Genomic DNA, 21,775 nt, shown 5'->3' on the forward strand with positions numbered 1-21,775 from the left:
AAGAAAATTAAAGCTCTAAAATCAATTTCTGACCGATTTTAAGCGTCGATGTACTTCGAATTTTATTTGTCCTACAAATCGCCGCAATACTGGTATGGTTACGTTTAGAAATACGCGATAAGGTATCACCTGGTCTTACCACATAAACTTTGCGCTCTTTTTCTAAACTCGCTAAAGCCTCTTCTTTGGTTGTAAAAAGCGTAAGCTTTGCTAAACCTCTTGAGCTATGGTAAAATGGTCTGGTCCATTTTCGGGTGACCCAAATGTCTTGGGATCGTATGGCATTGGTGTCATCAAATTTGAACAAGTATTCCGGATGAATATATTCTCCCTTGTAATTTGCTACAAAGTGTAAATGACTTCCGGTAGAACGGCCTGTATTTCCTCCTTTGCCAATATATTCGCCTTTAAACACGGTATCATTTGCTTTTACTGCAATATGTGATAAATGGGCATAAGTCGTTTCTAATCCATTAAAATGTCGTACCACAACAGTTTTGCCATGCCCACGACTATATCTTGCAAATCGCACAATGCCATCGAGTACAGAAACTACCGTGTCACCTGTAATTAAATCGATATCAATACCTTTATGCGGACGTCCTCTGCGCCAACCATAACGAGAGGTTATTACTTTTTTACGCTGAATAGGCGAGGCGTAAGTAGAATCGTTAAACGTCAACTGAATAGGGAATTCTTCAACTTTATCTTTATAAGGATTATAAACTGTGGTGTCCCAATATTCTGCTTTTATGTCAATATTAGCCTCAGAATTGCTCTCCTCAACAATCGGAATTTCAATATTGGGTGTTGCTAAACCTTTACTGAAATCAGCTACAGGTAAACTTAACTTTATGGTTTGTGGATTGGTTTTTTCTTGTGCTTTAGCGGTTATAACGCCTAGTATTAGGGTAATACAGAAAAATAAATGCTTCATTAATAAAAAATAATATTGTAATCGAGAACGTAAAAATACTATAAATAGTATTTACTTTTTTTGGTAGATAAATACGTTATCAACAATGGCGTAGATGTTAAGAATTGCTAAGTTCTTGTTAAAGTATTGTAATTGTCTTATGATATGGCTATATTAATTTCTTAATAAAATTTAAAAGTAGATGATTTTAAAGCGATTGATTTTAATAGCTATAGTAGTATTATTTAGTTGTAGCCATACAGTAAAGGGCCAGGCTCCTGATGCTGTAAAGAAAACGTTTCAGGCTAAATACCCAGAAGAGAACGATCCAGATTGGCATAAGGACGACCATGGTTATTACGAGGCTAATTTCAAAATAGATGGTATTAAATATAGAGCCGATTTTAACGCTGATGGTACTTGGGTAGAAACCGAAACTAGTATTGATGAAGATGATCTGCCAGATGCCATAAAAAAAGTCATTAAGGAGAAGTTTGATGATGAAAAAATCACCGAAGTAGAAAAAGTAGAAAGTGCTACCAAAGGCTTGTTCTATGATGTAGAGTTTAAGCGAAAAGGAAAAAACAAAGATGTTGAGTTTAGAGCAGACGGCACCATTTTGAACTAATTCTCAATAACACGTTGGGCATTATGAGTGAATTTCGTTAAAAACAATTGAAATTTCAAGCTTTTTGCCTCTTGTCCTAAAGGATGAACTTGAAATTTCATCGATATTCCCTTAAGGGATAGGGCAAAAATCAATGAAATGTTAATAACGCACAACGGGTTCCCAATAGTATAATTTTAAAAGCATCAGAGTATGATGCTTTTTTTATGCCTCAAACTATTGTAGATTTGCAACTCCAAAAAAGCAATAATATATAGCATGTCCGAAACCAAGCCAGTCATTCAAGAAAAGAAAACCGATAAGGAACTTTACGAATATCAACAAGGAGCCATTCAGCAGATATTCGATAAGTTTGACAACGCACCAGACGATTACCACTTACTTTATCAATTGCCAACTGGTGGTGGTAAAACTGTGATCTTTTCCGAAATGGTACGCCAATATCTTAAAAATCACGATAAGAAAGTGTTGGTGATGACGCATAGGATAGAGCTCTGCAACCAGACCTCTAAAATGTTGACCAGTTTTGGCGTGACCAATAAAGTGGTGAACAGTAAGGCGAATTTAGATGACCAAGCTGAGTACTCGTGTTTTGTGGCTATGGTAGAAACGCTCAATAACCGTTTGAATGACAATATGCTGGATATCTCGGATGTCGGATTGGTAATTATTGATGAAGCACACTATAACTCATTTACCAAGTTATTTAAGTTTTTTGACAAGTCCTTTATTCTTGGTGTTACGGCAACTCCTTTAAGTTCTAATAAGGAACTGCCTATGAAGGATAATTACCAGGAACTTATCGCTGGTGAAACTATAGAAAACCTTATCGAAAATGAGTTTTTGGCACGTTGCGAAACGTATGCTTATGATATGGGATTGACATCATTAGAAGTAGGCTCCAATGGTGATTATACCGTAAAATCCTCGGAAGATTTATATACGAGTCCGGCAATGCTTCAAAAAACGGTCGATGCTTACAAAAAACATTCGCTAGGGAAGAAGGCCTTGATTTTCAACAATGGTATTAATACTTCAATTAGTGTGTACTACGCCTTTAGAGAAGCAGGATTGCCAATAATGCACTTGGACAATACAGCGACCAAGAAACAACGTAAGCAAATATTGCAGTGGTTTCATGAAACACCAAATGCCATATTGACGTCGGTTAGTATTTTAACCACAGGTTTTGACGAGCCTACCATCGATACCATCATCTTAAATAGAGCGACTAAATCCCTGACGTTGTACTATCAAATGATTGGTAGAGGCTCACGTATTTTGAACAATAAATCCAAATTTACGGTTATTGACCTTGGGAATAACCTCTATAGATTCGGGCCTTGGGGAGCGGATTTGGATTGGCAACTGATTTTTAAATCTCCGAATTGGTATGCCGACCGCATTAAGAGTGATGAAGCCATTGAAGCTAACTTTAAGCACGAATTGGATGATGAGATCAAAGAAGAGTTTTCCAAATCTGAAGATACCTATTTTGATATCAAGCAAACCTATAAAGATGCTGTAGATGCTGGCGAATCTTCTAAAGTGGTTTTAGAACGTTCCATTGAGCAACATGCAAAAATTTGCATTGAGAATAGCGAGGATGTTTATGACGCCTTAGGTTTAGCTAAAATGCTTAAGGACGATATTAATATGCGTATTGAAATTTACGCTAAATGTATTAGTAAAAGCACACACAATTTCCTGAAATGGTTAAAGGACGATTATAAGAAAAAACTCAATTCCTATTTACGTGCCAACTTTGATGAGAAATTTGAAGAAATCCATGGGCGCCCACCTGAAGATTAATATTTTAAGATACTAATATTTAAATAGTTAAATAATTTAACATAAAGTATTAATTCATTGTTAAATCGATGGATTCAACGTTAAGGTTTCTTAATTTATTTGACTTCATGCGCCATGTCTGTTATATTATAGTATAACCATAAACCATAAAACTTTAAGACACATGAAGACACTAATATACATCTTAGCTTTAGCATTCACCATACAATTATCTGCACAAGACCCGATAATGCAAAAGGACAGTGAAGCCTTAGAAAGTGTAGCGACTAGCATCACAAAAAAATATGATGATCAGCTAGGCTTGGACGGCAAGCAATTCACCTTATTTCAAAAGAAAATAGAGGAATTCTTAATAAGGGAAGAAAAGCTTCACGAAATTTATACTGGAAAAGAAAAATTAGACATGATCTACAATCTGCGTAAAGCAGAGACTATGGAAATGCGTAATATCCTTACACAACCACAATTTGATTTGTATAGACGTATTAAACCGCAGATACAACCTATAGCGATTACCGAAACTGAAACTGAAGTAGATGATGACAGCATGGAAGATGATGACAACAAGTAAGCATCTTGCCTAAATAAAATTACTTTGATTGACGATGGAATCTGAACCCATCGTCTTTTTGCATTTACGTTAAAACTTGTAGTAAAACTATTAAACTAAAAATTTATTATCCTTTAATTTTAGGGGAACATTAAAAAAATAACTATGAGTATATTCGAATCATACCAACTCGGTAATATAGAACTAAAAAATAGAATTGTAATGGCACCGATGACGCGTAATCGTGCCATTAATAATATCCCAAACGATTTAATGGAGACCTATTACGGCCAAAGGGCAGGAGCAGGACTCATCATTAGCGAAGGAACGTCACCATCCATAAACGGAATAGGCTATCCAAGGATACCAGGTGCATATTCACCAGCTCAGATCGAGGGCTGGGCGCAAATTGCCAAAACCATACATGACAAAGGAGGTAAGTTTTTTGTGCAACTAATGCACTGCGGTCGTATTGCTGCAGAAGAAAATCTACCAGATGGAGGAGAGGTACTAGCACCAAGTCCCGTAAAAGCTGCTGGCGAAATGTTCACAGACAGTAAAGGACTTGTGCCACATCCTACACCAAGGGAAATGACTCTAAAAGACATTGAACATGCCCAACAGGAATATACCGATAGTGCAGAAATGCTGGTTGAAAGGGCAGGAGTGGACGGAGTAGAACTGCACTCGGCAAATGGGTATTTAATGGATCAGTTTCTCAATCCAAGATCTAACGTAAGGGAAGACGGTTACGGAGGCGATTTTACCAATAGGGCGCGTTTTGTCATAGAAACCGCAGAAAAAGTGGCCAATGTCATTGGTGCAAAACGTCTCGGTATAAGAGTGTCACCTTATGGAGCCTTTAATGATATGGAGCATAACTATGATGATCTGGTAGAGCTCTATTCTTATTTAGCACAAGAAATGCGTCGAATAGGTTTAGCGTATATACATATTGTGGACCACAGGGATTCTATGGACGCACCAGAGTTTAAAACCGATATTAAGGACACCATAAAACTCAATTTTGGTGGTACCATAATTACAGGCGGAGGCATTCATAGCGTTGAAGATGCAGAACAAGTATTAAAAGATGGTTTTGACTTGGCATACATTGCAAGATCGTATATCAGTAATCCAGACTTGGTGAAGAAGTTTTTAAATAGGGATGAGATAAAAGAGCCTAATCCTGATTTATTCTACACGCCAGGTGCAGAGGGTTATACGGATTATTAAAATTTAAAACAAAGATAAATTGAGCCTGACCTTTGCGTCAGGCTTTTTTGTTTCATTACCCTAAATAAAATTCCGTTAAACTTATATATTAGGATAATAAGAAATAAATTCCTACTTTTAAAATTACCTCACGTTACAGAACTTTATCACATCTTATTGTTATCCCTAATTTACTCTTGAGCTCTATAGAGCAATTCTATTGTGTACATCTCAATATGCGTTCTACTTATTAAGTGGTGCTATACGCACTAATATGATAAAGTATATTTTATGTTTTAAGGAAAAATCTTTGGCTATGGAATACCAATAGTCTAGAAACTTCACATACACATAATTCATAATTCCCTTCCTCCTTAGAATCATTTATTAATCAATTAAATATAAAATTATGAGTGCAAAAGACACAAATGTTACTGTAACAGTAGATACAGAGGCAATTAACAGTAGTAATACTAATACTACAGTAGTATTCTCAGACGATTTAGGCGATCCATCAAGTCCAGGTGATCCAGCTAATTACGTTTCAACCATTTATAGAAATAAGAAAATTACATGGACAGCGGTGGCTAAAAATGGAGTAACACCAATATTCTTTCAGAATATAAAAAAAGATGGTGGCTCTACCCTCCTTAAGGATATTCGTAGGGGAGATGGAGCCAATAAATACACAGCTAAAATAAAAGGAGATAATTCAATAAATGATGGAGATGAAGAAAGCTATAGCATCACTATAGGATTGGCTGGTTATGAAGGCATTGCTGGCAATAACGAACATGGACCTATCGCTTACCTAGGCAAAAAAGTAGCCTATATGAACAGTTATGCAAATAATGTATGGCAAGTCGTTTCGGATGCGCCTTTCGAAATTGAAGGTATTGCAGGTGAAAATACTCATGGAGCAATTGTTTATTCAGGTAATCAGGTGGCTATTATGAACAGTTATCGAAATAATGTTTGGCAAAATCTTGCACAAGCACCTTTTGAAATAGAAGGTATAGCTGGTGATAATGCACATGGAGTCATAGCATACTCTGGTAATCGTGTAGCCTATATGAATAGCTATGCCGATAATGTTTGGCATGAGGTTGCTAATGCACCGTTTAATATAGAAGGTATTGCTGGCGAAAATACAGCTGGAGCCATTGTTTATTCAGGAAATCAAGTCGCATACATGAACAGTTATAGAAATAATGTATGGCAAACGGTTTCTCCAGCTCCATTTAATATTGAAGGCATTGCAGGTAATAATTCCCACGGTGTTGTTGCTTATGCTGGCTCACAAGTCGCATATATGAATAGTTATGCCAATAATACTTGGAATTCTGTGGCAAATGCACCATTTGTTATTGAAGGTATTGCTGGAAACAACACTCAAGGGCCAATTGTTTTTTATGGTTCACAAGTAAAATATATGAATAGTTATGCCAATAATACTTGGACAGATGTGGCTCCTATGCCATTTGATACACAAACCTTTACTATTGATCCAAAACTTCAAATACGAAAAAACTAATTAGTTATGAGTGATCATTCGATAGATATTTTATTATCAGTAAATGCAGAGGCACTGCATAAAGATCAAAAAAATCCATTAAATTATATTGATTTTACGGATAATCAACCAAGCGATCATTATGATGATCCAAGGGACAAAAGTACGTTTGATAGTATTGCTGACCCTAATACATTGGTGAGTTGGAGAGCTAGAGACACTAGTAATATGGGACATTTAGCTCTAATTACCAATATAGAATTTCAAAATGTTCCCGAAGGATTTTTTTCAAAACCTCCATATGATGTTGGTGATGGTTCTTGGGTAGCAGTTTTAGGCAATAATACCACAGACCATAATTTAGAAGCAAAATATACTATAACTTTTGACAGTGGTTATCGCGGAGATCCATTATATGTTATCGATCCTAAATTACAAATTAGAAAAAATTAGTAATTTTTATCATTCGATATGACAACCAAAGAATTTTATGTTCAGTAAATCAACTATTAAAAAGCATGCAATTTTTATTGTATGCTTTTTATCATTATTTTTTTTAAGTTTTGTATATGCTCAAAACGAAGAGGACAACATATATAAATGGGAAGATCAAGAAACTGTAGACCGACTTAAAATAGAATATGATGATAGTTTCTCATTCGGAGAAAGCAAAATTATACTGCTTATAAAGATTGTACAAAATGAGACAAATCCTGATGAAAAGCTCTATTATTCAAACTTATTGATAGAAGAGACGACAGACGAAGACTTAAATCACTATGCTGCAGTAGGGTATTTGCAAAAGGGCAATGCATTACAGTTAATAGGAGAATTTCATGAGGCTATTGAAGCGTACTTTAAATCTAAAGAATTGCTCAATAAAGTTGAGGATGACGATTTTGAAGAACTTTCAAGTGCCATACTGGTATCAATAGCTGACACATATTCAATGTTAGGCAATTCTGAAAGAGCTGAATTATACTATGATGAAGCTATTACATTACTACGAGAGCTTGATGATCCCGTATCCCTAGCGTCAGCACTATTAAATGCGGGAGATGAGTACTATAAAACTAATCAATATAATAAGGCTCTAGCTTATTTTGCAGAGTCCGGAAAAATATTTGAAGATGTAGATTATCAGATAGGCAAAGCTTATAATAAGGGAAATATAGGAATGGTATATGCTAAACAAGGCAAAGATGCCTTGGCACAAAACTATATGAATGAAGCTATAAATATTTTAGAAGCCAATGAAGAATATTACCCAATCGCAGAATTCTTAAATTATATGTCAGAACTGTATCAAGATGAAAATGATATTGAGAATGCCACTAGTTATGCCTATAGAAGTTTAGATATAGCAGAAGAACATCACTTAAAAGATCAGATAAGTAATGCTAATTTACAAATCTCAGAGTTGCTAGAATCCTCAGGAAACATTCCTAAAGCCTTTGAACATTACAAAAAACATATAGTGTATAGAGATAGTCTAATGAATTTAGAGAATATCGAAAAAATTGCTAATTATGAAATTGCGCAAAATGAAGCAGAAGTTGAACTATTAACCCAAAAACGTAAAAACCAGCGCATTGTTTTTTGGTCAACCATTGGTGTTCTGTTTTTAACTTCATTACTAGCTTATGGCTTATTCAAACGTCACAAATTCGTAAAGGCCACCAATAAAATCATAGCCGCCGAAAAACAACGCTCAGACGATCTATTATTAAACATCCTGCCAGAAGACACCGCCAAAGAACTTAAGGACAAGGGTAGAGTGGAAGCCAAAAAATATCCTCAGGTTACGGTGTTGTTTTCAGACTTTAAAGGGTTTACTAAATATGCCGAAAATCTCTCTCCAGAGGTGTTGGTACAAACCATTGACCATTATTTTTCTAAGTTCGATTTAATTATGGAAAAATACGACCTGGAAAAAATTAAAACCATAGGTGATGCCTACATGGCTGCTGGTGGACTAAATTTCGACAATGAAAAACATGCCGAGCACATGGTATTAGCAGCAAAAGAAATGAACGATTTTGTGGCTACAGCAAAACTAGACGATATTACCGATGCCACATTCGATATTAGAATAGGCATCAATACAGGGCCTGTGGTTGCTGGAGTAGTGGGCACCAAAAAATTTGCTTACGATATTTGGGGAGATACCGTAAATATTGCGGCGCGTATGGAAAGCAGTTCTGAAGCAGGACGTATCAATATTTCTGAAGACACCTATAGATTGGTGAAAGATGCGTTTGATTGCGAATATAGAGGTAAACTCGCTGTAAAAAACCGAGGCGAATTGAATATGTATTTTGTAAATTCATAGCATAAAACTTTACTATGGCACAAGACCCTAACAATTATTGGGAACAATTAGAACGTCTGGAAAAGCTCATTAGAGCCTCTGAACTTAAAGCAGGCGTGGTATTTTCGTTTCACAGTTTAATCCTTGGGCTCTTTGTAGATCGCCTAGAGCGCTTTAAGGATGTATTTATGGAAAACACCGTACTTCTGGTATTATTAATCAGTTGGTTTGTGCTCGTGGGTATTTCCATATATTTCTGTTTTAGATGTTTTAGACCAGCCATGCATTTGCATTATGATAAAAATGTGTTCTTCTTTAAGGACGCTGCACATCGTTTCGGTAGTCAGGATGAATACACTGAAGAATTAATAAAAATCTGTGGGTCTGAAGATGAGCTTTATAAAGTTTTGGCAGAACAGATTCATGCCGAAAGCACAATAATTGATGAGAAATTTAATAATGTAAAACGTTCCATTACGTTTTTTGCTTTGAGTTTTCTGTTTGTCATCATCATAGTACTGTATTGGGTAATGTTTGTGTAAACCTCTTAAATCCACCAAGATTTAGTATATTGGATTTAAACCCCTTATAGCTAAATAAATAGAATTAGGGAAGCTATAAACCGTATTTCCCACTTAAATTAAATACATATAAACATATGGCATCGTCACCTTTAGACTTTAATGCAGAATTAGTTAGTTTCTCCATCCTTTCCAATGGAAAAGAAATACCTGATGTAGTAGAAATTATAAGTATAGAAATACTGCAAAATGCCAATGCTGTTGATGAAGCCCTGATTATATTAAGAGAAGACAGCACCATAGGTGATGAAATTAAAGTCACGGATTCTAAAACTTTTGAATTTAATGCTCAAATTGAAATAAAACTCGGTTATGAGCATAAAAATGATAGCGCTTTTAAAGCCAAAGTTGTACAGCAAAAACTCATTGTAGGCAGGGATAACGAGCCACAACTACATGTTAGTTGTTTGCATCATGACCATACAGGATATGTAAAACGTAAACAAGATTTTGATATAAATAAAAAACCTGTTATCAGTGTTACCAACGGAATTGATATCATGGATTCCGAACTTATAATTTCAAATTCTGACAAAGCACAACTTTCCGGAAACCTTACAATATCAGGCAACACCAAAGCCAAAGTGAATGATACCATTGGCATCAACGGATTTGGTAAACGGTTTAGTAAAAAAGCTATAATTTCTGTTTTGATGCATCAACTGCAGGAAGGCCAATGGAGAACAAAGGTTTTGCTTAATGACCATACGGATTAAAATTAATAGCTCAATTGATAAAACTTGATTAAGAGCGATAGCCCAGTTTTAGAGTAGAAGGTTTAGCATTACAATAATTCTATTTTACATAACATAAATTATAGGACAAAACATAACAATTAGCGTAATAGCGCTTTTGGGCGATATTTGACATAATCATAGTTCTAGCATCGTGCAGTGTGCTATAACGTCAATGATTATGTTGAGCTAATTGTGGGATTGGAATTAGATTAAATTCGTTTTAAAATGAAAACATCCTCAGGATCTTCTCATTTTAAAAGTATTATATATCGTTTATGATTATGTTGAGCTAATTGTGGGATTAAAACTAAAAGATAAAATAAACCTCATAAACAATTGAAACTTCATTGCGAACCTGATTTTTATCAGGTGAAGCAATCTCACCAAACCATACGCTTTCTAAATTCCGTTATACGACCAAATACACGATAAATTTTCAAATACGCGATTACTCACGTCTTTAATATTGTTTTAGACGTGTTCGTGAATGCTGCGCATTTCTCAGAGCATAATTATTCTTGCATCCTATTTGAATAGTTAATACAAACTATCTTGATATTATGTAAAACAGAACTGTTAATAGAATTTCATGAAATTTATTATCTTAATGCTATGGATAAGCTATCACAATTAACAAGTGATGATTATAAAACTATTCTATTTGTATTTATAGCAATTCTTATTCTAGTTATAAGTTCTTGGTATAAACGATATACATGGAAACGCAAAAGAGAATCACGACGTGATTATTATAGAAATGTATATTTAAAATCTGATGCTTGGAAACGTAAACGCTATGTGGTTTTAAAACGCGACAATTGGAAATGTGTCCATTGTGGTGCGCGTGCCACACAGGTGCATCACAAACGTTATGCACCAAAAAATATAGGTACAGAACCCATTAAGTGGTTAGAATCTGTTTGTGAATTTTGCCATGATGATTTACATTAATCTATAATAAAATCTTACGTTCCACTCGCCTACCTGTCCACCGAAGTTCTACGAAGGTGGATTGTTTTGCCAAAATGATATGAGGTCGTTTTGCCAACGCTTCATCTGGGTAAAAACTCCTTAGCACAAAAGAATAAGAATTTACTATTTTTTCACGATAATCAATCACTTATCGTTCTTACAACAAGTGTAATGTGTTTTTTCGCCAGCCTCATCTTTATCGTTTTTCATTTCTTCATAACCTACTAAAAGCCTGAAACCTAATCTTGCAAATAGAATTACTGCAATGATTGTTATTATACTTAAATTATCCATATTTTCAATATATTTTATTACATCGTTAAGGCATCAACACTTATTCCATCTAAAAAACAAAAGTTAAATTTTAATAACTTATAATTTTATTGATGTACCGTTAATACGGTATTGCTGTTTAGCTTTTTTAAGGTTGAAATCACCTTTGATTTTCCAATACCAATTCTTCTAAACAAATCGGGTTTATTATCTACTACACACATAATTTCGTCATTGTGATTAGAAGCGTAATCCTTTAATCTATATGCTGGCTTTAAAAATTCTAAAGCAATAGACTTGCTTGAAAGTTGCTTGAGACATTCTAATAATATTTCTAAATTTGACACTGCTTTGTCCGAAAGAGTATTCTGTTCTTTTAGTACCAATATACCGATTTGAGTGTTCGTGTTTTCTAGTGCCTTGATAAAACGCTCTATTTCCCTTGTATTGATTTTGTGTTGAAAATCAGAAGCAATAGTCAAAGTAATACCTTTGCATGCTGTGGCATGTGGTGGCACAATTAAAACCGGACAAGACCTTACCCTTTCTAATATACTCTCAGTCGTTGAGCTTAATTGAGCAGTACCATTACCTGTTAATACCACAACATCAACACCTATTGTATCAACATTTTCTTTTACACCATCTACAATATCCCTATGTTCTGAAATTGCATGGAATGAATGTTTATCATTATTAGATTTTAAGGTGTATCGTGTTACTAATTTACCGAGTTTTTTTAGGGATTCTTCTTTTGGTTTGTCGAACCATTCGTCGTCAGCCTGAAGCATTTCAATAGCACTTAAACCAGAATTTTCATATCTATAGGTATTCAAAAAATAAAACTCACAATTTACCTTTTTGAAGAGACTGGTGATATAGTCAACCGTCTGATAACTATTCAGCGAAAAATCTGTTGGAATCAATATTTTTTTCATCATTTTGAATTTTAAATTAGTATTTTATTTGAATGCTGCGTATTTAAACTTGATTGTTCTCACCATTACCTGCGTTGATACTTTTTTAGTATCGTGTAAAATTGAATTTTAAATTTCTGATGCTCTTCTACCAATTTTAAATAGGTATCGCGTTTATGCTCATGCACCTTTAGCCTAGTGGCATCATATTCCGTTTTTCCGTATTCGTATTCTGTTTTCAGCTCTTGCTCGTACTTACAAAGATTAGCCATTGTGAGCACAATTTTTCTGCGTATGGCCTGGATGTTTTGTGCTACCGAAATCACTTTTACCAACTGTTTTTCAATGATGGCAAAATGGTCTAATTCGATATTAAAATCTTCTAGCATAGTCGTCCATAGATTTAACTCGTTTAAATCTTTTTTTATACACAAGCGTCTATGGACGTCTATTTTATATGCAGAAATTGTACTCAAATTTTTATATTATTTATAAAGGTTAATCAATTTTTGAAAGTGAAAATTTACCATGCACTTTATCAAAAAAAGCATCTTTTAACCTTCGGTATTTATCTAAATGATAGAGGTAGCTTCTGCGGTAACTCTCGTGCTCTGTGATGTACACCATATCACATTGCGTGTCTTCGCATTCGGCAATATCTGTTCTAGAATTTAAATACGTCAGAAGCGCACTAAGCAATGTTTCATTTTCAATTTGTTTTTTTTCAAAACGCTCAACGATATCGTGCGCTTCAAGATTATTTTTTAAATCCTTGTTACAGATACTTAAAAGATTTTTAAGCTCTTTTTTTATGTATTTTAGGTGATTGATCCAATTATCCAACTCCATGGTATTGATCTTGTGTGTCACATCAATATTGGTATCGTGATCAAAAATGTCTGTATTTAAAGTTTTCATGATTTTAAATTTTATATGACTATACCTATACCACTGTAGGTTTCTTGCTGCTCAACCTTTGATATGGTAATTTGCTGTGTACCATTTGGGAAGTCCCAAATAATAGAATCTCCTTCTGAGTAGCCAATCAATGCAGATCCCATTGGTGTTAAAACTGAAATCCTACTATTTTGAAAATCTTTATCCATAGGAATAACCAATTGCAGTGTTTTTTCTACACCATTATTAAATGTTACCGTTACTGTTGAGTTAAAACGGATAACATCTTTTGGCATATCTTCCTCGTCAACAATATGTGCTGTTTTTAGCTCTTCGGATAAATTTATTAAACACCTTTGTGTTTCATGGTCTTCAGCATAGCCTGATATATTGAGTATGCGCTTAAGGTAGACATACTCTTTCTTTTCTAAAATTAAACTTCCGTACTTCATGTTTTTATTCTTTTAAATTATTAAGGAAAAATCCCTCTTTGTATGTATGCTTTTTCAATGCGTTCTATAGCGATACAAAATGCTGCTGTTCGCATATCAACACCTTCATTTTTAGAATAGTCAAAAACTTTATCAAAAGATTCTTTCATCTTTTTATCTAGTTTTTCCATAACCTCATTTAACTGCCAAAGCTCTCCGTTTCTATTTTGAAGCCATTCAAAATAACTACCTACTACTCCACCGGAATTGCATAAGATATCTGGAATGATAGTGATACCTCTATCCAACAATATTTTTTCTCCTTCTACATTTGTTGGTCCATTGGCACCTTCTGCGATAAGTCTTGCCTTAATATTTGGTGCATTATCTGCAGTAATCTGGTTGCCTAAAGCTGCAGGTATACAGATATCACAATCTAAAGTGAAAAATTGATTCTTGTCAACAGGCTTGGCATTAGGGAAATCCACAATGCTTCCATCATTGATTTTACTGTATTTAAACAAATCTTCAACCTTAATCCCTTTTTGGTTCTGAATACTTCCATAAGCATCTTGTACAGCGACTAATTTTGCACCATCTTTCTCCAAGAAATGTGCCGCCCAATAACCAACATTACCAAAACCTTGCACGATAAACTTTTTGCCATTAAGACTCTTGTTATTTTTTTCTGCCCAAAACTTAATCGATAGATATACACCATAACCAGTAGCTCTATCACGACCTTCCAGTCCGCCACTTCCATCTGGCTTACCTGTTACCACATGTTGATTTGCTGTACGTTCTGCTGGTGGACGCGTACTCATATACGTATCTGCAATCCAGGCCATGGTTTGGCTATTGGTGTTGACATCTGGTGCAGGTATATCGTGTTCTGGCCCAATATTATCTGCCAAAGCAAACGTAAAACGTCTTGTAATACGTTCTAACTCTCCTTTAGAATATTTTGTTGGGTCTAACTTAATACCTCCTTTTCCGCCTCCATAAGGCAAACCTGCCAATGAAGTTTTCCAGGTCATCCACATTGCTAATGCTCTTGCTGCATCTATATCTACCGTTGGATGATAGCGTAAACCACCTTTATATGGTCCTAATGCGTTATTATGTTGCACTCTATAACCTGTAAATATTTCCACTTCCCCATTATCCATTTTTACTGGAAAATTCACAATGATTTCATTGTTGGTAATACTTAAAATTTTTCTGATGTTTGGATGAAGGTTAATTTGATCTGCAGCACTATTAAACTGCTCCATAACATTATCCATCATACCTCTTACAAGTGCTTTTTTAGATTTTTTTGATGGTTTTTTTAATTCTGCTGTTATTGTTGTCATTTCTGATATGTTTTAGGTTGTTGCTTAATTGATTTTAGAATTTTCTTCTATTTGCAAATCTGTAAGGACTTGTTTTAATAGTATCAAATCTCAATTTATTTTGTTTTGTCTTTCGATTTATGAATTCGTATATAATTGCTTTAATTTCCATTATTTTTTGTTTTTGTATTTGTTTTTTTAAAGTCACATTAAGCACAATCGAATTGCTATTAATTGCCCAACTATAATACTGTTAGTTTTAACTGTGCCCAAAGTGACCATTTTTTAATTTTCCAATAATGTTCTCGCTGAATAGACTTTTTTAATTAAATTCTATTTACAATAGATCTCTCATTGTATTTTTGAGTAATGTATTTGTTTCGTGATGCTTTATCAGATTTTTTAGTTCTTGAATTTTTACATCTTACTGCTGATATTATTGCGTTAAAAATCATAATCTTTAGTATTACATTGTTAAACTAATTGTAGCTTTCTTTTTTCATTCTCTTTTGGTTCTTGCACTGTCTCTAGGGTGGTTAAATCCTCAACCTCTTCGTCATACTCACTACACGACCAAACCTTATCTTTTTGCATCGTTAGTGCGCAGTTATTGCGATGTATGCAACTCGGACAGATATTAATGTGGTTCATAATTAAATGTATTAATGTTATTCACATACCTAAAGGCAATGCTTGTGCCAATTGCATTACCTTAATCAACCAAAAACCTCAAAACCCTTTTGCATAAAGGGTTTTGAGGTTATTAACTATTGTTCTATTAAATTTTATACCGATACTTATTTACCCACCTGCGTAAAAAGGTATCAGCATGCAATGACTAATCCGCTAATTTTTGGCGGATGGTTTTACGGTCTATTTGAAGAATTTCTGCTGCTTTAGTTTTATTATTTCCTGTAGCTCGTAATACTTTTTCTATATATTGTTTTTCAACCACCTTAAGTGGCACCAAAGCGTCCGCAGAAAAAGCTATGGTATGTTTTAAGTGGTCTGGTAGATGCTCAACATCTACAACCTTGTCGCACATGATCACAGCACGCTGAACGATATTTTCTAATTCCCTAATATTTCCTGGCCAATTATAACGATTTAAAATATCCAAAGCCTCAGGTGTGATTTTTAAGAATCGGTCTTTATACTCAATGCCATATTTAAACAGAAATTTATCGACCAACAAAGCAATATCATCCTTTCGTTCACGCAATGGCGCAATATGAATTTCCACCACTGTTAATCTATAATACAAATCTTCCCTAAAGGTTTGCTTCTGTATCATATCTTGCAAATCGCTATTTGTAGCTGCTATGATGCGAACATCAACTTTTTCGGCTTTTGTTGAACCTACACGAACTACTTCTTTTTCTTGAAGTACGCGTAATAATCGTGATTGAACCGTAAGTGAAGCATTACCTATTTCATCCAAAAATATAGTGCCACCATTTGCAGCTTGGAAAAAACCTTCTCTATTAGTTTCAGCACCTGTAAACGCGCCTTTTACATAACCGAACAGCTCTGCTTCCAACAAGTTCTCTGGAATACCACCACAGTTTACCGCAATAAATGGTGCTCTCGAAAATTTACCTTGATAATGGATGGCACGAGCCACCAATTCTTTACCTGTACCGCTTTCTCCTTTAATAAAAACAGTTGCCTTGTTATCTTTTACACGCTCTATAACCTGTATAACGTCGTTTATTTTTTCTGAATTGCCAATGATTTCTCCATAAGGTTCAGTTCTATGGTCGGAAGTGTTTTTAGGTTGTATTGCCTTTCCTTCTGAATCAACTAAAGACTTGTCTAATGCAGATTTCAATTCATCTTTTGTGAAAGGTTTGGTTAAATAATCCACCACTCCAGACTTAATAGCTTCCAAAGACCCTTGAACGGATGGATAACCAGTAACTACCAATTTTGGTAATTTAGGATAGTGCTCTGACACAAATTTTATGAGCTCAAAACCATCAACCTCCGGCATTTTTAAATCGGTAATCAATAAATCTATTTGTGTGTCTCGCAAAATTGTGACCGCTTCTTTTACCGAAATTGCTTTAAAAACATGATAATTCCATGATTGTAAGTGACGCTGCAAAAGCTCTAAAATGTTTACGTCATCATCAACAATAAGTATATTTTCCTTTCGTAATTGCATAATCAATTTAGTCTTTTGGAAGTGTAATTGTAAAGGTAGCACCTTTTTTTGTGTTATTTTCGGCTGCTATTGTGCCTTTGTGTGAGGCGACAATGCCATGCACAACACTTAATCCCAAGCCTGATCCATCTCCCATAGGTTTAGTTGTGAAAAAGGGTTGAAAAACCTTACTTAAATTGTCTTTTTTAAAACCAGGTCCTTCATCGGAAATTTTCAAGACAATATTGTTTTTTGAGCTAAATGTATTAATGGTTATTAGACCGTTTTTAGGTGAAAAATAAATGGCATTCATCAATAAGTTGAAAATAATCTGTGTTAATTGTATAGGGTCTGCTCTCAACCATAATTCATCTTCTTCAGTTTTCACGATATACTTTACCTGCTCTTTCTTAAATGTGGCATCTAATAGTTTAATCGCATTTTTTATGTGTACTATGATGTTGACACGCTTCATTTCTTGTGGCATCTCACAAGCAAAAAACATTAGTTTTTTAACCACTTCCCTAGAGAATATAGCATTCTTAATTATTTTATCTATATCTGAAATTGCTTTGGAATTTGATTTTAAGTCGTCTTTGAGCAATTCTGAAAAGCCAAGAATATTTGCTAAAGGTGTATTTAGCTCATGAGCAATACCTGCAGTAATTTCGCCCAAAATACTTAAACGGTCTGCATGCTCCATTTGACGTTTAAGTGATGCTTCGTTTTTTTGGATTTCGATGCGCTCAAAAAGGTTTCCTACTTTAAGTGAAACATTATCCAACAGCAATTGTTCTTCTTTTAGAAAATTGATTTTTTTTGATTCCGAAGTATTCAAATGCACCATAATAGCGCCTTTTTCTGTATTAAATATTTTGATACTGGAAGCAATAGTTAAATTATCTCTTGAAAAGGAATTCGTTGTAATTGAGACCGTATCACATTCAATCAATATATCTGTTTTTTCAGGATACTGAAACGCTTTTTTTAGACTAAAAGCAATTGCTTTTAAAGTATCTTCAATAAGTTCAAAATTGGTATTAGCAATAATAGAAGATACCTCATAGAGGCAAGTTAGCTCTTTGATTCGTTCTTTTAATGCATTTTTGGTGGTATCCATTTTGCTGTTATAGACGTGTTGATTGTTCTGCTTTTGCATAGCTAGATTTTCTTATCCTGTAAAATACGACAAGCTGAACAATGATACCCATAAAAACTAAAAAACCAATTTCAAGATTAGACATTAGATTATTAGTATCCAAGCTCTTTTGTGCAATACCGACTTTAAGTTTACTTTCTGAAACTTGAATGAGTGCCAGGTTATTTAAATCTGTTTCAATAGTGCTTATATTATCGATTAACTTTTTGTTGATTAAATGGTCTTCGGTTTTTTTCTCATTACGTTTTAATATTTCAAAATTCTGCTTTAAATCATTAAACGTTTTTGACTCCTTAGGTGTAAGTTTGGTTGTTGAAAATACATCAATCAAGGTAGCAAATTCTTTATTAAGATTATTTTGATTTTCAGTAGTATTTGAATCGAGAAGCTGCAATCGTTTTTTGTGCATAATATTGTTCATTTTATACACATAATCCTGTGCGACCACTCTATCATTATAAACTGTAGTCAATGTATCTTGAACAGTTTCAAAATGTCTTTGGTCAATTCTATTTGTGGCGAGAACCAATAAAAAAACTGTGGCTAGTGCAAAACCAATATTTACACGGTTTGAAGCAGATGTTTTTTTAGTCATAACTACTTATTTTTAGTCATTAGAAAATAAATGTAAATGGTATAATCATAATTTGTGCCTTTAAAAATCATATAATATAAATAATTGATTATTAACATTTTAAACTATTGCGCCTAAAATACTATCGGGTAATATTTACCCAATTGCGTAAATATTACCCAAAATAAACCTGAATCATAAATATAAAAATCTCATATGAACACTCTTAATATGATATTTTAAAAGGTATATTATTGTTGAGCAACGCTAATTGCTATCATAAAACTTATTGTGAATCTTGTTTCATGACAACAGTTCTATGTGGAAATGGTATTTCAATTCCTTCTTTATCAAACCGCTTTTTAATACTTTCTAAAACATCAATTTTTAGTTGGAAGCTATCGCTGAAATTTCTTCCCCAAGTCCATGCTCTAATTGTCATTGAGGAATCATTTAACGCTATAAGAGCTGTTCTAACTATTGGTTTGCCATCTTGTATGTCTTGTTCTGTACGGTTGTCTAATATAAGTGGATGTTTTTCACATTCTTCTTGCATGATTTTTTTTGCCAAATCTATATTGCTATCATATGAGATTCCAATCTCAATACGCTCGCAAGTTTTTAGTTCTCCCATATCAAAATTAATGAGTTTTTCTTTATTGATTATAGCGTTTGGAATGACAATCATCTTATTTTCAAAATTACGAATTACTGTATGACGTAGCGTTATATCACTAACCCTACCAATCATTGTATCTGTGACTTTTATGAGGTCACCAACCCTGAAAGGTTTAAATGAAATTATGAATATACCACCTATAACGTTAGATAAAGCTTCTTGCGATGCAAAACCAGCAATTAATGCCAAAACACCTGCTCCACCCAAAGCTGTTTGAGTTAAACCTTTTAACGAGGGGAAGGCTAAAAGACAAAGTATAATTCCTGTAAAATAAATACCAAAAAGAACAATGTATCTTAGAAACTGAAAACTGGTTGAATCTTGCTCCGTTTCCTTCTTTTTTTTAATATCGTGCTTAAACCACATATTGGAAGTTGTAGCAGCAATAATGGTTAGTGACAAAACAACACCTATATAAAGCGCTATTTTGAAATTATCCGCCAAGGTACCTTGTTTACTTTCATCTACAACAAGATAGGTTAAAGCTATTAAGCCTAATACAATCCATAAAGTATTAAGTATACGTTTTAATAATTTTAACGGCTTTGATATTTCTCCTGGAAACTTTTCCTGTTGCTCATTAGCGAGCCAACGGTGTAATTTATTGGTTAAAAACCGTAAAATAAAAATTACAGCTATGACTATTATCCCAAAAATAATATCTAGTTGATGTGTTTCTAAAAAATCTGTCATAGTTTATAATTTTAAAAAACTAAATACTTCTATATTTTTATTGAAGATTCTTATTCCTTAATTGAAAACATTCACATAATAAAATACTCGATGTTTGTATAAATAAAAGAACCAATAAGTATTCCTATTTTAGCCAAATCTATCTGGTCTATTTAGTTTTTGAACTAACTTAAAAGATGCGTAATCGGCATAAATACCATAAGCATTTACTAATAGACCTTTTACAGAACCATCTGTTGATGAAATGGCATATAAAACACTTTCATTATCTACATCTGACATTTCTTGAAAACGGTGTTTTTCATCGATTTCAAACTCGTCTGGTTGCAATTGACATTGATTTTCAGGGCACTCTATAAAATTTTCTTTCATATTAAAGTTATAGATATAGCCTTTATTTGTAAGGTCGTTTATTGCTTCAGATAAACTTGTATATTTTCCCATTTTATGTTTGCTTTATTTGATGGTTTCACTATTTTAAATAAGAATTAAACATCCAAAGTGTTTTTTCCGTTTCTGAAATGTAGTCACTCATTAAACTTACTGTGCCTTCATCATCTACATCTGCTGCAATAGCAAGTATTTCGCGCTCTTTTTCCACTAAAGTTTTAAAATTATTTATTACTACCTGTACTCCTTTTGTACCATCCGATACGTTTTTTTCTTCTTTAATCTGTGTGGTTTTTAGATAGTCTGAGTATATATGTAATGGTACAGCTTCTAGCGTTAGAATTCGTTCTGCGATTTCGTCAATTTTAACGAAGGCATCTTTGTATAATTCCTCAAACTTATCGTGTAACTCAAAAAACTCTTTTCCTTTTATATTCCAGTGAAGTCCTCTAAGATTTTGATAGAAAATTTCATAATCTGCCAATAAAATATTGAGCTCTTCCGCTAGTTTCTCAGCTTTGTTACTGTCTAATCCTACTAAATTTTTCATTTATTTAAGTTTTTATCCGTTAAAAAATTTTACGCTATTGCTAACTTTTTATTGTTATTATATGATATTAGCAATGCCTGTACCTAAATATTATCAAGACATATCATAAAACTGTTAAACACTAAATATCAAGTGTTTACGTAAATCGCAATGATAATTTTAATAATAAAAATTGGGTAATAAATACTCGATTGGGTGATAATTACCCGATTTATATATATAATTCTATGACATTGACCATATTCGTTAATTATTGTATCTAAAAATCCATTCCACACACATTTTCCTCCACTTCTCTGCCCTTGCTTAAAAAGAGTGTTTCATTAACCGATTAGAGAATTATTTGAGAAGAAAAAAATAAAGAAAAGTATTATTTAACATGCGCTTTTAACCAAAGCCCATGTTGTACATAACGCAAGTACATTATAGGACAAATGCTATTGTTGATTATTTAATGATAGTGTACCATTTGTCAACTATAATGATATTATGTAAAA

General features: G+C 33.7%; 23 protein-coding genes. 10 read left to right on the forward strand and 13 right to left on the reverse strand.

What is annotated here, in order from left to right:
- Window positions 1-7: 7 nt before the first annotated feature.
- On the reverse strand, window positions 8-937 hold the full coding sequence (locus tag F1003_RS01760; protein WP_155087479.1) for a M23 family metallopeptidase: 930 nt from the start codon (window positions 935-937) through the stop codon (window positions 8-10).
- Between the two features lie 181 nt (window positions 938-1,118).
- On the opposite strand from F1003_RS01760, the gene F1003_RS01765 reads away from it, so the two are divergent.
- From F1003_RS01765 to F1003_RS01810, 10 genes are all read left to right on the forward strand, one after another.
- Window positions 1,119-1,544, forward strand: a complete 426-nt coding sequence (locus F1003_RS01765) for a PepSY-like domain-containing protein (RefSeq protein WP_155087480.1) — start codon at window positions 1,119-1,121, stop codon at window positions 1,542-1,544.
- Window positions 1,545-1,802: 258 nt separating this feature from the next.
- Window positions 1,803-3,356, forward strand: coding sequence for a DEAD/DEAH box helicase (locus F1003_RS01770; protein WP_155087481.1), 1,554 nt, complete (start codon window positions 1,803-1,805; stop codon window positions 3,354-3,356).
- 163 nt (window positions 3,357-3,519) lie between these two features.
- Window positions 3,520-3,927 (forward strand): hypothetical protein, encoded by a 408-nt coding sequence (locus F1003_RS01775; RefSeq protein ID WP_155087482.1) that lies wholly within the window; start codon window positions 3,520-3,522, stop codon window positions 3,925-3,927.
- 144 nt (window positions 3,928-4,071) lie between these two features.
- Window positions 4,072-5,142: an alkene reductase gene (locus tag F1003_RS01780; protein ID WP_155087483.1), complete on the forward strand. Its 1,071-nt coding sequence runs from the start codon at window positions 4,072-4,074 to the stop codon at window positions 5,140-5,142.
- A gap of 388 nt (window positions 5,143-5,530) precedes the next feature.
- Entirely contained in the window at window positions 5,531-6,655 is a 1,125-nt protein-coding gene (locus F1003_RS01785) for a Kelch repeat-containing protein (RefSeq protein WP_155087484.1), read from the forward strand.
- A gap of 6 nt (window positions 6,656-6,661) precedes the next feature.
- Window positions 6,662-7,087 (forward strand): hypothetical protein, encoded by a 426-nt coding sequence (locus tag F1003_RS01790; RefSeq protein ID WP_155087485.1) that lies wholly within the window; start codon window positions 6,662-6,664, stop codon window positions 7,085-7,087.
- A gap of 37 nt (window positions 7,088-7,124) precedes the next feature.
- The gene (locus F1003_RS01795) at window positions 7,125-8,966 is read left to right on the forward strand and encodes an adenylate/guanylate cyclase domain-containing protein (protein ID WP_155087486.1); all 1,842 of its coding nucleotides are present in this window, start codon (window positions 7,125-7,127) and stop codon (window positions 8,964-8,966) included.
- Between the two features lie 14 nt (window positions 8,967-8,980).
- Window positions 8,981-9,487, forward strand: a complete 507-nt coding sequence (locus F1003_RS01800; RefSeq protein ID WP_155087487.1) for a Pycsar system effector family protein — start codon at window positions 8,981-8,983, stop codon at window positions 9,485-9,487.
- A gap of 116 nt (window positions 9,488-9,603) precedes the next feature.
- Window positions 9,604-10,242, forward strand: coding sequence for a hypothetical protein (locus F1003_RS01805; protein WP_155087488.1), 639 nt, complete (start codon window positions 9,604-9,606; stop codon window positions 10,240-10,242).
- Window positions 10,243-10,875: 633 nt separating this feature from the next.
- Window positions 10,876-11,214 carry an HNH endonuclease gene (locus F1003_RS01810; protein WP_155087489.1) on the forward strand — a complete coding sequence of 113 codons (339 nt, stop codon included), beginning with the start codon at window positions 10,876-10,878 and terminating at the stop codon, window positions 11,212-11,214.
- A gap of 401 nt (window positions 11,215-11,615) precedes the next feature.
- On the opposite strand, the gene F1003_RS01815 is transcribed toward F1003_RS01810, so the two are convergent.
- The 12 genes from F1003_RS01815 to F1003_RS01870 form a co-directional block, all read right to left on the reverse strand.
- Complete coding sequence (locus tag F1003_RS01815; protein WP_155087490.1) at window positions 11,616-12,449, reverse strand: universal stress protein; 834 nt, start codon at window positions 12,447-12,449, stop codon at window positions 11,616-11,618.
- Between the two features lie 62 nt (window positions 12,450-12,511).
- Entirely contained in the window at window positions 12,512-12,901 is a 390-nt protein-coding gene (locus F1003_RS01820; protein WP_155087491.1) for a hypothetical protein, read from the reverse strand.
- A gap of 22 nt (window positions 12,902-12,923) precedes the next feature.
- Window positions 12,924-13,343 (reverse strand): hypothetical protein, encoded by a 420-nt coding sequence (locus F1003_RS01825; protein WP_155087492.1) that lies wholly within the window; start codon window positions 13,341-13,343, stop codon window positions 12,924-12,926.
- Between the two features lie 11 nt (window positions 13,344-13,354).
- Window positions 13,355-13,774, reverse strand: a complete 420-nt coding sequence (locus F1003_RS01830; RefSeq protein ID WP_155087493.1) for a GreA/GreB family elongation factor — start codon at window positions 13,772-13,774, stop codon at window positions 13,355-13,357.
- 20 nt (window positions 13,775-13,794) lie between these two features.
- Window positions 13,795-15,108, reverse strand: a complete 1,314-nt coding sequence (locus F1003_RS01835) for a Glu/Leu/Phe/Val family dehydrogenase (RefSeq protein ID WP_155087494.1) — start codon at window positions 15,106-15,108, stop codon at window positions 13,795-13,797.
- Window positions 15,109-15,561: 453 nt separating this feature from the next.
- Entirely contained in the window at window positions 15,562-15,738 is a 177-nt protein-coding gene (locus tag F1003_RS01840) for a hypothetical protein (RefSeq protein ID WP_155087495.1), read from the reverse strand.
- Window positions 15,739-15,925: 187 nt separating this feature from the next.
- Window positions 15,926-17,254: a sigma-54-dependent transcriptional regulator gene (locus tag F1003_RS01845; RefSeq protein WP_155087496.1), complete on the reverse strand. Its 1,329-nt coding sequence runs from the start codon at window positions 17,252-17,254 to the stop codon at window positions 15,926-15,928.
- Window positions 17,255-17,261: 7 nt separating this feature from the next.
- Window positions 17,262-18,353, reverse strand: coding sequence for a sensor histidine kinase (locus tag F1003_RS01850; RefSeq protein ID WP_155087697.1), 1,092 nt, complete (start codon window positions 18,351-18,353; stop codon window positions 17,262-17,264).
- Between the two features lie 7 nt (window positions 18,354-18,360).
- On the reverse strand, window positions 18,361-18,987 hold the full coding sequence (locus tag F1003_RS01855; RefSeq protein ID WP_155087497.1) for an MCP four helix bundle domain-containing protein: 627 nt from the start codon (window positions 18,985-18,987) through the stop codon (window positions 18,361-18,363).
- Window positions 18,988-19,252: 265 nt separating this feature from the next.
- Window positions 19,253-20,338, reverse strand: coding sequence for a mechanosensitive ion channel family protein (locus tag F1003_RS01860; protein ID WP_155087498.1), 1,086 nt, complete (start codon window positions 20,336-20,338; stop codon window positions 19,253-19,255).
- Between the two features lie 129 nt (window positions 20,339-20,467).
- Window positions 20,468-20,782 carry a phosphoribosylpyrophosphate synthetase gene (locus tag F1003_RS01865; protein ID WP_155087499.1) on the reverse strand — a complete coding sequence of 105 codons (315 nt, stop codon included), beginning with the start codon at window positions 20,780-20,782 and terminating at the stop codon, window positions 20,468-20,470.
- A gap of 28 nt (window positions 20,783-20,810) precedes the next feature.
- Window positions 20,811-21,278 (reverse strand): Dps family protein, encoded by a 468-nt coding sequence (locus F1003_RS01870; RefSeq protein ID WP_155087500.1) that lies wholly within the window; start codon window positions 21,276-21,278, stop codon window positions 20,811-20,813.
- Window positions 21,279-21,775 lie beyond the last annotated feature (497 nt).

Source organism: Winogradskyella ouciana (genome assembly GCF_009709615.1).
Lineage (GTDB): Bacteria > Bacteroidota > Bacteroidia > Flavobacteriales > Flavobacteriaceae > Winogradskyella > Winogradskyella ouciana.

Coding starts and splice junctions, on each gene's coding strand:
- F1003_RS01760 (WP_155087479.1), bottom strand. CDS start 937: ATGAAGCATTTATTTTTCTGTATTACCCTAATACTAGGCGTTATAACC.
- F1003_RS01765 (WP_155087480.1), top strand. CDS start 1,119: ATGATTTTAAAGCGATTGATTTTAATAGCTATAGTAGTATTATTTAGT.
- F1003_RS01770 (WP_155087481.1), top strand. CDS start 1,803: ATGTCCGAAACCAAGCCAGTCATTCAAGAAAAGAAAACCGATAAGGAA.
- F1003_RS01775 (WP_155087482.1), top strand. CDS start 3,520: ATGAAGACACTAATATACATCTTAGCTTTAGCATTCACCATACAATTA.
- F1003_RS01780 (WP_155087483.1), top strand. CDS start 4,072: ATGAGTATATTCGAATCATACCAACTCGGTAATATAGAACTAAAAAAT.
- F1003_RS01785 (WP_155087484.1), top strand. CDS start 5,531: ATGAGTGCAAAAGACACAAATGTTACTGTAACAGTAGATACAGAGGCA.
- F1003_RS01790 (WP_155087485.1), top strand. CDS start 6,662: ATGAGTGATCATTCGATAGATATTTTATTATCAGTAAATGCAGAGGCA.
- F1003_RS01795 (WP_155087486.1), top strand. CDS start 7,125: ATGTTCAGTAAATCAACTATTAAAAAGCATGCAATTTTTATTGTATGC.
- F1003_RS01800 (WP_155087487.1), top strand. CDS start 8,981: ATGGCACAAGACCCTAACAATTATTGGGAACAATTAGAACGTCTGGAA.
- F1003_RS01805 (WP_155087488.1), top strand. CDS start 9,604: ATGGCATCGTCACCTTTAGACTTTAATGCAGAATTAGTTAGTTTCTCC.
- F1003_RS01810 (WP_155087489.1), top strand. CDS start 10,876: ATGGATAAGCTATCACAATTAACAAGTGATGATTATAAAACTATTCTA.
- F1003_RS01815 (WP_155087490.1), bottom strand. CDS start 12,449: ATGATGAAAAAAATATTGATTCCAACAGATTTTTCGCTGAATAGTTAT.
- F1003_RS01825 (WP_155087492.1), bottom strand. CDS start 13,343: ATGAAAACTTTAAATACAGACATTTTTGATCACGATACCAATATTGAT.
- F1003_RS01830 (WP_155087493.1), bottom strand. CDS start 13,774: ATGAAGTACGGAAGTTTAATTTTAGAAAAGAAAGAGTATGTCTACCTT.
- F1003_RS01835 (WP_155087494.1), bottom strand. CDS start 15,108: ATGACAACAATAACAGCAGAATTAAAAAAACCATCAAAAAAATCTAAA.
- F1003_RS01840 (WP_155087495.1), bottom strand. CDS start 15,738: ATGAACCACATTAATATCTGTCCGAGTTGCATACATCGCAATAACTGC.
- F1003_RS01845 (WP_155087496.1), bottom strand. CDS start 17,254: ATGCAATTACGAAAGGAAAATATACTTATTGTTGATGATGACGTAAAC.
- F1003_RS01850 (WP_155087697.1), bottom strand. CDS start 18,353: ATGGATACCACCAAAAATGCATTAAAAGAACGAATCAAAGAGCTAACT.
- F1003_RS01855 (WP_155087497.1), bottom strand. CDS start 18,987: ATGACTAAAAAAACATCTGCTTCAAACCGTGTAAATATTGGTTTTGCA.
- F1003_RS01860 (WP_155087498.1), bottom strand. CDS start 20,338: ATGACAGATTTTTTAGAAACACATCAACTAGATATTATTTTTGGGATA.
- F1003_RS01865 (WP_155087499.1), bottom strand. CDS start 20,782: ATGGGAAAATATACAAGTTTATCTGAAGCAATAAACGACCTTACAAAT.
- F1003_RS01870 (WP_155087500.1), bottom strand. CDS start 21,278: ATGAAAAATTTAGTAGGATTAGACAGTAACAAAGCTGAGAAACTAGCG.